This window comes from Prosthecobacter sp., from assembly GCF_029946185.1.
In the GTDB taxonomy this organism is placed as follows: domain Bacteria; phylum Verrucomicrobiota; class Verrucomicrobiia; order Verrucomicrobiales; family Verrucomicrobiaceae; genus Prosthecobacter.
This window is the reverse complement of sequence record NZ_JAQSEA010000292.1, coordinates 1-11,765: the sequence shown is the minus strand read 5'-3', so window position 1 is coordinate 11,765 and position 11,765 is coordinate 1. Positions and strand designations below refer to the sequence as shown.

The following is an 11,765-nucleotide window of genomic DNA, read 5'->3' as shown; positions in this document are numbered from 1 at the left end:
GCCCGCCGAGATGGTGGTGGCACCGCTGTAGGTGTTGGCCGCATTCCCGAGGAACCACAAACCCGTGCCGGCCTTGGTCACACTGAGCGCCGTGCTGTCGATCGTGTTGTCGATCAGCATCAGGTCGATCTCGTTGTCTCCTATGGAAGTGCCCTGGAGTGTCAGTGTCTTCGCCCCCGCAGTGGCAAACCCCAGGGCCGCAGTATTGGTAAACCAGATGATAGAATTGTTACTGAGGCCGCTGCCCACGGCAGAGTTCCCGTAGCCGCCGGACGAATCCAGGCCGCCATTGCCTGCCAGGGTGAAGAGGCGGTCCGTCTGCACTGACGGCGACTCGATGGTCATTAGGAATGAGCTGTTATTCTGACCAATGTATTGAAGAATACCGGCAGTGGAACCTGCCGCGCTGCCCAGCACCAGACTGGCGGCATTCCCTTGGGCGCTGCCCGTGCCAATGCTGCTGACGCTGCCGTAATTTCCCAGCAAAGTGATCGCCAGGGTTCCTTGGGCGATGGTGGTCACGCCACTGTAGGTGTTGTAACCGATGGTGCCCAGTGTTTGAACGGTCGGGCTGGTGCTGGCAACCGCACCATTGAGCGGATTGAGGAACTGCTTACCCGAGCCATTTTTGGTGACGTTGAGCACTCCCGTGCCATCCTCCAGCAGGCCGGAAAAAGTGGCGCTGGCCGTCGTGGTGACGTTGTAAGCGCCGATGTTCAGCGTGGCTGCAGCCGTGCCTGACACGCCACCGCTGTTCGTGATCGTACCCGCGCCAGTGAGTGCGCCAATCGTCACGCTGCTGTCTGCACCCGCAGCATTGAGATCCAGCTTGGCGTCCTGGCGAACGGCTGTGGTGTTGCCTACGGTGGTGATGTTGCCCAAGGTGGCGGCTGTGCCGGAGAGCTTGAGAGTGCCCTGGTCGATGTTGACATTTCCAGTGAAGCTATTGGCTCCGCTGATGATCAAGGTACCCGCACCTGCCTTGGTGAGAGCGCCCGCTCCGCTGCTGATGCCCGCGCTGATGTTGAGGGTGTTGTCATTGTTGCTGCCACCCGTATAGACGATGATCTCACTGCCCGCTCCGCCCAGCGTAAAGGTAGAGGAACTGGCACCGATGGTGGAGGAGCCCGTGGAGTTGTCAAACAGCACCGCGCTGGCGCTGCCTGCCACGCCGAGCGTCAGCACTCCACCAAGTGTGAGCGCGGAAGTCCCGCTGATTTTGAGCGCATTGACCGATTCCGCCGCCGTGGTGGTGATCGTGCTGTTATTGATCGCATATGTTGAGGTGACGGCAGAGCCCGAAACCGGCAGGCCGCTCACATAGCCCGCATAAGCAGAGACCACGTACGGTCCCGTGCCCGTGACGGTGGCGAAGTCCACGGCGCTCGTGCTCGCATTGGTGTAGAAGGCAAAGCCACGATTGGTGGTGAGGCCGATGATTCCATTCACCAAAGTGGGGCTCGTGGTGAACTGGATGGTCGTGCCGCTGCCTGGGCTGAAATTCAGCACAGCACCCGCACCGCGCGCGCCGATGGGTATGGCGTTGCCGAAGGTCAGCGTTGGCGTGCCGCCGTTGGCCGTCGTCACGATGTTCCCCTGCCCTGCCGTGGGTATAAGCTGCCCCACAGTCATCGTCATGGTGCCGGCTGCTGCCGATCCGAGCATCTGGAATGTGCCCCCGGCGTAGCCGTTTCCTGTCAGCACATCCGTGGAGAAGATCAGGTTGTTGCTGCTGCTCAGCGGCGCGGCAGCGCTGCCCGTGCCAGCGGTGGGCTGCACCTGCAAGGTGCCCCCGGCCACAGTCACCGTACCACTGAAACTCTGCGCCACACCCGCAGCCCCGACACTGCCGAAATAGAGAGTGCTGTTGGCTGCAATGGCGGTGGCGATCGTGTTGTTAAACACCACATTGTTGCCGTAGATCGCCGTAATGACGGTTCCAGCAGGCACATTGGCCCCCGTCACGCTCTGGCCGACTACCAGCCCGGTGGTATTCGCCAGCGTAACCGTGTTCGTATTGGGAGCACCATTGAATGTCAGCGCGGTTCCAGAGGCGATCGCGGCGGTGAGCGTCACGGTGCTCAGCGTGATGGTTTTAGTGCTGCTGTTGATCGCGGTGATGGACGTGCCTGCCGGGATGTTGGCACTCCCTGAGACAGCCATCCCCACATTGAGCCCCGTTGTACTGGAAAGCACCACCGTATTGCTGCCGGTCGCTGTGCTGCTGCTCGTGGTGACGGTTGGTATCGTGGTCACGGCTGCCGCCTCCCCACCAAAGATGATGGCGGCAGCACTGGCAATGGCACCCGTGGCGGCCGTACTCAGAGTCACCGTGGTCGGGGTCAAGGCGCTGATATAAGACCCCGCCGCGATGTTGGTTCCAGACACAAGCTGCCCCACCGCCAGACCTGTGGTGCTGGCAAAATTCAACACAGCATTTCCGCTGGCGGTTGTGGCGTTCGTGGCGACCGTCGCACCAGCAGCGACGGAGGCCGCTGCGTACGTCGATGCCGTGGGCGCATACAGCCAGGTGCCGGAGCCCCCTTTGACCAGCGAGGTCTTGTTGGCACTGGAGACCATGAGGTTGTCTTGAATAACGCCCGTGATTTGATTGATCACGGCAGCGGTCGTCAGCGGGTTCGTGTTGTTGTAGCCTTCCAGATAGAGTGTCTTGGCCCCCACTCCCGTGGCGGCTATGCCACTGGTCAACACCAGCGCCGTGGCGTCCGTGTTCGCTGCATTTTGCTGCTGATTGGCAAAGATTACCGCCCCGCCGGTCGTACCCGAAAGTATGACGGCCTTGTTGGAAGTCTCCCCCGCACCGCTCGCGGCTGATCCAAGATAATTCAAAATGCCATTCGTGGTCGTGCTGCCAATCTGCACCCCGCCGCTGCCCCCGCTTGTGGTGGTGTTGATGTTCAGCGCGCTCAGCGCATTGACGTAAGCACTGCCGTTGGTGATGTTGAACGCTCCGATGTTGGTGGAGGCGGTGCCTTGTATCGCCAGCGCACCGTATCCGGCCTTGCTCCAGATGTGATCGACGCTGCCTGCCGTGCTCAGCAAATTTCCGGTCACCAGCACATCACCATTGGCGGTGATGGTGTAGGTTCGGGTGGCGGCCCTATCCTGCGTGCTGAAGCTGGTGTTCAATGTAAGCAACCCGTTGAGATTGCTGGTATAGCCATGATTGACGCCGACTCCGCCGACGGTGGCGGATGTGGCGGCGGTGTAACCATAAACAATCGTTCCACCTGATCCAATCGTGACTCCATAACCGTCATTGCCATTGAATGTGGTTAAAACCGCGCCACTCGTAAGAGCCTCGTTGAACCCCGGAGAAATGACCCCGTTCACACTGGCGCCGCCAATGACGATGGTTTGATTGATGCCCACACCACCGACGGCACGGGCCGCAATAATGGTAGATCCTGAGGCACTGACGTAGTTGATGGTCTTCTTCGAAAAATCCGTGTTTCCGGCATCCACCCGCAGTTCGTAGCTTCCTGCGTAAGACTGAATGGAAGCACTATCAACGGCTGCCCCCAAAGCGCCCGGCGACGTGACACGGAGAAACGATCCGGTCACCTGCACCCGGCCGAGAAAGTTGTTGTAGGGATTGGCCAGTGTGACCTGACCGAGCAGACCGCCACCGCTCCAGCGGTAGAATGAGAGCGCCCCTACCGCCCCGCCGGTCATGAAACCGTTGAATTGAAAGTTGCCGTAGCCGTTGACCATCAGGTGACTGGTGCCAGCGACGTTGATGGTGGAGGTGCTGGTGAAGGTCATGGTGCCAGCGACGGAACCCACGCGCGTCTCGGTGTTCGAGGCTGCGGTGAAGATGCCGCTGAAGTTGTTGTTGCCGATGTTGACCAAGGCATAACCGGCGCTGTTGTTGGCACCGCTGATGCCGTAGCCGGCGACACCGAGATTGCGGGTGAAGTTCATGCCGGTGGTGCCGCCCTGAACCACCAGCGCTCCGCCGGCGAGTGAGCTGCTCAGGCCTGCCACGGTAATCGTCGTGGTGGAGGCCCCGAGCTGCCCCATGTCGCTGACGACGAGGGTGCCGCCGAGCACGTTCGTAAATCCGGTGTAGCTGTTGTTCTTGTTGGTCAGGTATAGAACACTGCCGCCCGTGAGCGCGAGTGAGCCGCTGCCGGACAACAAGCCTGCAAAGGTGTTCCATGAGCTGGAGTTGGCGATGTTGGTATTCACTGAATAGCCGCCCACCGCTGAGGTGAGCGCGCCGCCGAGCGTGAGCACCGCGCCACTGCCCAGCACCACATTTCCGCCCAGAGCACCGCCGCCGGAGAGAGAGCCCACGGATTGATTGAAGCCATTGAGATCCAGCGTGGCTCCCGCGACGTCGGCCAGCGAGAGCGCCGAGCCGGAACTGAGGGCATAGGCGCTTCCTGCTTTCAAAGCACCCGCCAGAATACTGGTGGCCCCCGTGTAGGAATTGCTGCCAGAGAGTGTCACGATGCCCGCGCCGGAACTGTCGATGGTGAGACCACCCGTACCGCTGATGCCACCGCTGATCGTCATGTCCCCGCTGGATGTGTTGCCGAGGGTGAGGAGATTGCCTCCATTACTGATGCCGCCAACAATAGAGAGCAGACCGCTGGAGCTGTTGGTGAATGATTCGTCGGCACCCAGCGCCAATGTCAGATTGGAGTCTCCGATCGTGATCGTTCCGCTTGAGGCCCCCACCACAATCCCACCAGCACCAAGGGTGAGTATCTGCGCCGAACCGTTGCTGACCAGCGTGTAACCGGGGGCATCGAAGCTCAGCCCGCCAGCAGTGATGCCTGCGGCCAAGGTGACCAGACCACCCGTGCCCTGAAAGACTGCCGTGTTGGTGTCAACATTCGTCCAGACATCGTCTGCTCCACTGCTAAGCCAGCCGGGAGTGGACAGGTCCCAGGTGCCCGCACCTCCGCTGCCTGTTTGGTCTTGAGCGGGGTCCCAAACAAAGATCGCTGCATTCAATGGCACTGGCAGCGTCATCACAGGAATCAGCAAAAACAGGCAGAGGGCGGTCCCTCGGGCCAGTGGAGAAAGGCGGGCCTCTAAAGCGCTCGGACGTTCATGTGAACGTATTTTCTTGAACAGTGTTAAGCAGAGCGAGGCATGTGCATGCCTGGAAAAAGAAGAGAAGCGCATCATAGTAGGTGGAACGAGCGCCTCTCTGCTTAGCACGGCCTGAACCAATCCCCTATTCTCCCACACCCCGAATTGCGCTTATTAGACGCTAATTGTGCACAATGAACAGACTCTGATACTTTTATGCGTCATTGCTGACCACGCGCACGACAGTGCCAACTCTTCAGTGCAATAGTGAGCCTCATTTATGAAGCATTTGGGAAGACCTTCAGGTCCTCTCGGAGGGTCGCTGCTCAATTTTGCAGCCCCATGGTGCGTGCATCAAACCCTAACCAGCCTTCTTTGATGGTACCGGCGGTCGGACTCGAACCGACACATCCTCACGGATACAAGATTTTGAGTCTAGCGCGTCTACCAATTTCACCACGCCGGCGTCTCAAAGAAGAGTTCTCTTAGATAGCGAAATCGTGGGAGGATTGCAAGGCTTTTGGCGGACCAAGTATCTCCTGCATCAAAATTGCCTGTCTCATCAGGGCGGGATCCTGCCGCAGGAGGCGTAAATTGGCCAGCATAGAACCGGCGGGAGCCGAAGATCTGGACATGACAACAGCAGGCAGAGTGGAAATCAGTGCCGGGGCCTGAACTGCGGCAACTGTTGCCACCGGGGGCGGTGCCGGCACACGGGCGGGCTGCTGCTGACGCTGGGCTGGCGGTGGGCGCATCTGCACCGGGCGTGAAGGTGCCTGGGTAGGATTGGCAGTCTCCTGCAGCTCTTTCCATGCCTTGCGCAGTTCATCCCACGCTGTCGGTGCCGCCTTTGGCGGAAGGGGGGGCGGCGCAGCCGATGACTGTCCGGTCTGCTTGCGCCAGGCGGCCTCACGGCGGCGCTGCTCCTCGGGGTCGGGTGGCGGCGGGGGTGGTGCTGCGCCGGCCTTTAGCTGCCAGCTCTCCCACAACCATTTCACGAAGCCCGCCAGGACCGCGATGACGATGATCGCCATCTGGAAAGGATCAACATTGCTGCTCAGTAGAAGTGGATGCATGGTCAAAAATACTCCCACCGGGTTATTTCCCGCCGGATGGGTCTCCGGCAATTTGGGTGCGCATCTCGGTGTCAGCGAGGACGTTTTTGTATTTGGCAAAGTCCATGACCCCGAGCTGGCCGTTGCGGAAGGCTTCAGCAATCGCCAGCGGCACCTGCGCCTCGGCTTCCACCACGCGTGCGCGCATTTCCTGAGTACGGGCGGACATTTCCTGCTCCAGCGCCACAGCGGCGGCACGGCGCATTTCGGCCATGGCCTGCGCGATCTTCTTGTCGGCCTCGGCCTGCTCGGTCTGGAGCTTGGCCCCGACGTTTTCACCGACGTCGATGTCGGCAATGTCGATGGAAAGGATTTCAAAGGCCGTGCCGGCGTCCACTCCTTTGTGCAGGACCAGCTTGGAGATGGAGTCAGGATTTTCGAGCACATCCTTATAGGATGCTGAGGAACCGATGCAGGTGACGATCCCTTCACCAACACGGGCGATGACGGTCTCCTCCGTGGCACCGCCGACGAAACGGTCCAGGTTCGTACGCACCGTCACCCGCGCACGAACGCGCAGTGAGATGCCGTCCTTGGCCACGGCGTCGATTTTACCACCACGGCCCATGTCGGGGTGCGGACAGTCAATGACCTTGGGATTGATGCTCGTGCGTACCGCTTCGAGCACCGTTTTGCCGGTGCCTTTACAAGCAAGGTCGATGGCGCAGGCGCGGTTGAAATCGAGCGGGATGCCAGCCTTGTCGGCGGCGATCAATGAGAGCACGACATGAGTCACTTCGCCACCGGCCAGGAAGTGTGCTTCCAACTGGTCCGTCCCAATAGGAATCCCGGCTTTCGCCGCCGTGATTCGCGTATCGACGATCATGGCATTGGGCACCCCCCGCAGCCACATGGCCAGCAGCGTGGGAAAGCTGACAGGAGCATTGGCGATTCGCGCACGCAGCCAGAGATTGAAAAACTTCGCAACCATCAGGAACAGGACTAGCGCGACGATGATGGCACCGCCGATGAGGAAAATTTCTATAGTTTTCATGAGTGGATGGTATTTGTATGGGGAAAAGAGGAGTGGTTCAGACGATGCGCACCAAAAGATTGCCGGGCTCCGACGCAATTACCTCGATACGCGTCCCGGCTGCCGCGAGGCCGTTCTGACAGCGCACCTCGTAGCGCTGGCCGTCAATTTCTGCACGCCCCAACGGACGCAGTTCCGTGAGCGCAATCCCCTGGGTGCCTGGCGCGGCACCTAGAGCAGCCGGGGTCTCAATGCTTGCAGTGAGAGTCAGTGCACGGTGAAAAAACTTCACCGCAAACCAGCGCAGCCAGACGATCAACACCGTCACTGAAAACACCACAATGCCGAGTGCAAGCGCCAGTCGTTGACCAGAACTCCACCCCGTCAGCTCTTCCGAAACCAAAGCAAGCCAGATGGCGGATATAAGGGAGATCGTGCCTAGGATGCCAGCCACCCAGCCGGGCAGGAACGTTTCCAGCAAGATTAGCAGGATGCCGAACAGCGTAAGGATGGCAATGCTGGCGACCATAAGACATCAAGCTGGATGCTGCATGGGAGGGCGTCAACACGTGATCCTAAACGAACGCCCGTATTGGGCTCAAGGCGCACGCTGTGGCACCACAGACTGCCGCCAGTCTTTCGAGCCTGCAGGAATATCTCCCATATTCAGAAACGTAGGAGTGGCTGGGCTGGCAGAAGTCGTGCGGGCGAGACGGCTGGCATCCGCCGAGGCTGCAACTTCCAGAAGATTCTGTGTCCCCTGCTTGACCACGGACCCAATGGGAGCACGCGCCAGGATCGGATCCCCGCCCAGTTCGGCTCGTGGCTCGACCCGCGTCCAAGCATTGGCCGACCAGTAGTCTCCCTTCCACGCCCGGTTCGCACTGGTGGGAACATAGATGGCAAAGCGGTCAAACAGCACCTCAGGGACATAACGGCTGCCCACACGGCTGGCGAGCGGCGGATCGCTCGGATCAGGGCGGCTTTCCGTCGACTCCAGCAGGTACTCTTTGTCCTCGATCTTCACCACGCACCAAGCATGACCACCGAGATCTCCATAGCGGCCCAGCGCCACCCGAACCTGAAATCCGCGTGACATCAGCCAGTCAGCCAGAAAGATGGAGGAATCTTCGCAGTCACCACGCTGCAGGCGCTGGGTTTCGTCCGCATACTGCCAGCAGTCCGTCTGCTCTGGCTTGGCAAAGCTGCTGCCCGGCTTGGCACCGGGGTCATTGGTATAGCGGCAGTTCCCGTGCACGGCGGACCAGATGGTGAAGAGCTGCTGCACGCGGGATTCGTTTTTCGCAAACACCGCCGGGGGGGCATAGCCGGTCAGAAACTCGTTCACATAGTGGAACCGGCCCGCGCTGTCGGCGGCGATCACGGCATACTTGCGGTGGCACTTCGGGCACTCGAGCGCCATGCTCCGCTGTGCACGTGAGAGCTTCATGAAATGCGGCTGTTTGCAGTGGACGCAGGTGCTAAAAAACGGTTCGTCGCCTGATTCGGAGAGTGCTTCCGGCGTGAAATCACGCAGACGCTGCCCCAGAACCAGCAGCGCCTCGTTCATCAGCCCACTGGCTCGTGGACGCATCGCGATGGCCATATGCGTCATCTCCGGCTGCGAACGGTGCGAATACTCATGGAAGCGCTGCAGCAGTTCACGCAGACTTGGACTGCTGGCAGAACAGACCGAAACCCGGTAATAGCGTGGCATTCCCTCCTGCACCAGTTCGGTGACTTTGTTGAGGTCACCCGTGTCGAGTTTGGGAAACTCCTTGTCCAGCCAGGCCTCCATTTCAGGATCCACCCGCAAGATCGGCGTTTTCTCTGCCATGCGCGAATAATTGAATTGCTCCACCAAGTCGAGGCGGAACTTGGAGGTGCTATACTGGGCGCCGGGACTCGTCATCAACTCGCCAATCCGCATCTCCCAGCCCTTCAGCCAGCCTCCCTTCAGCGCGGCAATCCCCCCCGCCAGCAGGACAGCGGAGGCAACAAGCCATGTGATGAGACGACTGTTCATAACGTCTCAAATTATAGTTTTTATAATTCCCTGCGCAACGAAAACTGACCGCCAAGACAAAGTACTTACTATTTCCCACATTTGGAGGAGGCAGAGGAAGAACCCGGCCATTACTTTTTCACCTGAAAGGAAATCTGCGGCGTGTAGGGCCACAATTTCGGCGCTTTTACCCCAATGGCCCCCAGCAAAGTACTAGGCTTTTCGTCCACATTGGCATTCAAGTCCCCAAACCACAACGCTTGGGGATTGCCTGGCATACTGGAAATAAAAATGCCCCCGCGTTCGGCCCGGCCAAGCAAGACCCCTTTGGTACGAATGGCCTCTGGCGCCAGGTAGTAAGTGCCTTTGGGAGAAACCACCACCGCCTGATACAGTCCGGCTGGAAACTGCACCTTGCCCTGCCCGCACTCGCGCAGCTCATTCGGACCGACTACGATCCCTGCTGTGTCTTGAGGAACGGGCGCAATGGAGCCGCAGGCGGCGAAAAACAGCGGGGCAAGAACGAGAAAAAAGAATCGGGACAATTTCATGCAATGGTTGGTTGGGTGCCCTCCTTGGTTGGAGTACTGCTTTGCCATATCAGGATTCATGCCAGGAATCACTTTGTCTTGAGCGTCAGTGTCACCCGCCGCACCTCCATGACCGTCTGCCTTGGAATCTCCAGTGCCCGCAGCTTGAGCAGCCCGCGTCTGGCTGCCAGCGTGATCGTACCAAGTGGCAGGCTGTGGAAGTCGCGCATGTAGCTCTCACCCTTGCGCGAAGCATGATCTTGGTCGTCCAGCAAACGTGGGTACCAACCGGGAGTCACTTTGCCGGTCGTCTTGGCCCCATCGAAGCTCAGTTCTACCGTCGCTCCGGCATCCGTCTCCGGGCAGGCATAATCAATGCTCACCTCATATTCACCTGCGGTGTGGACCTCAATGTCCCAGGTCATGGCATCCTCCTTCGACTTCCAGTTCACGAAGTAGGAGCAGTTCGGCGCCCCGGAGCTGCGCTTGACCTCCCCATGCGGAATGCCATCGCGCGCGGGCAGCATGGTGATGGGAAACTCCGTGTATCCCACCGGGTAAGGCCGGTCATCTGCGAATGGTTCGGCACCCGGTTTCTTCCCCTTGGTCTTCCCCTGCCCCTTGCCTTTGCCACCGGCAGGAGCGGGCACATACGGCTTCCCAAATACTTCCTGATGCCAGGCTGTCGCCTTGGCAGCGAGTTCTGCCGCGATCTGCGGCTGCGAGGCAGTCACATCCTGCGTCTGACTCGGATCAGCCACCATGTCAAACAACACGCCATTCGCATCGAGTCGATGGGTCTGCGAGCGCACGCTGAGCTTACCCCCATTGTAATTCATGAGTTCACGCGGCCCGCGCTTCCATTCACCGCCGAGCAGCAAGGTGGAGAAATCCCAGCCATCCAGTGGCTTCGTGCTCACTACTTTCACCCCCGCAAGCGCCGTCAGCGTCGGCAGCAGATCGATCGCCCCGGCAATTGGCGTGATCGTGCTGCCTTCCTTGATCTTGCCCGGCCAGCGCATGAACAGCGCCGAGCGCACCCCACCTTCATCCGTGACGCCTTTTTTCCCCTTCATGCCGCCGTTCCAGCGAAAGCTGTTGGGGCCGTTGTCGCTAAAATAGACCACGATGGTGTTCTCACTCAGATTCAAGTCATCGAGCTTCTTCAGCACCCGCCCCACGTTCACATCGATGTTGTCCATCATCGCCAGCACCGTGCGGCTCACAGCGAGGTCTTCCTTCTCCCCCTCCGCGCCACGCATCGTCACCGGCGAATCTTTGAACTTGTCCCAGTGCTCGTCCGGCACGCTGAAAGGCGAGTGCGGCGTCGTCAGCGGGATGTAGCAAAAGAACGGTTTCTCGCGGTTGGTCTCGATGAACTCCATCGCCTTCCCGACTAGCACATCCACGATGAATCCCTTGGCGCGGAACATCTTCCCGTTGTGCTCCAGCGGCGGGTCAAAATACTCACCCCAGTGGCCCGCCGTGTATCCCACATACTCCTGAAACCCACGCGCATTCGGGTGGTACGGCCACTGACTGCCATTGTGCCATTTCCCGAACGCCCCCGTGGCATAACCCGAAGCCAGAAAGCTGTCCGCAATCGTCTTTTCGTCCGTGTTCAGCCGCTCCAACCCCGTCGAAACGCCCTTCACCCCACCGCGCGAGTGATACCGCCCTGTGAGAAACTCACCCCGCGTCGGCGCACACAGCGCACAGACGAAGAACCGGTCAAACCGCGCCCCTGACTGCGCCAGCGTATCAATGTTCGGCGTCTTCAGGTTCGTGTTCCCATGGATCGAATAATCTCCCCACCCCGAGTCATCCGCCAGCATCACCACCATATTCGGCACCGCCGCATGGAGCTGTGTAAAAATAACGAGTGCGAACAGAAAACAAAGTCGGTGAATCATGGTGCGCCCGGTAACGATGCGGAGGAGGACTTGCTATCAATGGCTGAAAGATAGGAGAAAGTAGTTCTGAGCTTTAGCTCGTTCAGGGAAGCACCGCCCCACCACCTAGGGCTTACGCATGAACAGAGCGACTGAATGTGGTGATTAGAGGACGGAGCGAGA

Annotated in this window: 7 protein-coding genes and 1 tRNA gene; all 8 read right to left on the bottom strand. The window is 59.6% G+C overall.

Going from position 1 to position 11,765, the window contains the following annotated elements; all coding sequences use genetic code 11:
- Positions 1-5,004 (bottom strand): autotransporter-associated beta strand repeat-containing protein (locus PSV43_RS23740; RefSeq protein WP_300203589.1); only part of this gene is annotated, 5,004 nt, incomplete at its 3' end.
- A 442-nt stretch (positions 5,005-5,446) separates the two neighbouring features.
- A tRNA-Leu gene (locus tag PSV43_RS23735) sits at positions 5,447-5,533 on the bottom strand.
- 19 nt (positions 5,534-5,552) lie between these two features.
- Positions 5,553-6,143: a hypothetical protein gene (locus PSV43_RS23730; protein WP_300203587.1), complete on the bottom strand. Its 591-nt coding sequence runs from the start codon at positions 6,141-6,143 to the stop codon at positions 5,553-5,555.
- Between the two features lie 22 nt (positions 6,144-6,165).
- Entirely contained in the window at positions 6,166-7,176 is a 1,011-nt protein-coding gene (gene floA / locus PSV43_RS23725; protein WP_300203585.1) for a flotillin-like protein FloA, read from the bottom strand.
- A gap of 37 nt (positions 7,177-7,213) precedes the next feature.
- Positions 7,214-7,684: an NfeD family protein gene (locus PSV43_RS23720; protein WP_300203583.1), complete on the bottom strand. Its 471-nt coding sequence runs from the start codon at positions 7,682-7,684 to the stop codon at positions 7,214-7,216.
- 69 nt (positions 7,685-7,753) lie between these two features.
- Positions 7,754-9,181 carry a hypothetical protein gene (locus PSV43_RS23715; RefSeq protein ID WP_300203581.1) on the bottom strand — a complete coding sequence of 476 codons (1,428 nt, stop codon included), beginning with the start codon at positions 9,179-9,181 and terminating at the stop codon, positions 7,754-7,756.
- Positions 9,182-9,291: 110 nt separating this feature from the next.
- On the bottom strand, positions 9,292-9,771 hold the full coding sequence (locus PSV43_RS23710; RefSeq protein ID WP_300203579.1) for a hypothetical protein: 480 nt from the start codon (positions 9,769-9,771) through the stop codon (positions 9,292-9,294).
- Positions 9,772-9,779: 8 nt separating this feature from the next.
- Positions 9,780-11,603: a sulfatase-like hydrolase/transferase gene (locus PSV43_RS23705; protein WP_300203577.1), complete on the bottom strand. Its 1,824-nt coding sequence runs from the start codon at positions 11,601-11,603 to the stop codon at positions 9,780-9,782.
- Between the last annotated feature and the right edge of the window lie 162 nt (positions 11,604-11,765).

Coding starts and splice junctions, on each gene's coding strand:
- PSV43_RS23710 (WP_300203579.1), bottom strand. CDS start 9,771: ATGAATCCTGATATGGCAAAGCAGTACTCCAACCAAGGAGGGCACCCA.
- PSV43_RS23715 (WP_300203581.1), bottom strand. CDS start 9,181: ATGAACAGTCGTCTCATCACATGGCTTGTTGCCTCCGCTGTCCTGCTG.
- PSV43_RS23705 (WP_300203577.1), bottom strand. CDS start 11,603: ATGATTCACCGACTTTGTTTTCTGTTCGCACTCGTTATTTTTACACAG.
- PSV43_RS23720 (WP_300203583.1), bottom strand. CDS start 7,684: ATGGTCGCCAGCATTGCCATCCTTACGCTGTTCGGCATCCTGCTAATC.
- PSV43_RS23730 (WP_300203587.1), bottom strand. CDS start 6,143: ATGCATCCACTTCTACTGAGCAGCAATGTTGATCCTTTCCAGATGGCG.
- floA (WP_300203585.1), bottom strand. CDS start 7,176: ATGAAAACTATAGAAATTTTCCTCATCGGCGGTGCCATCATCGTCGCG.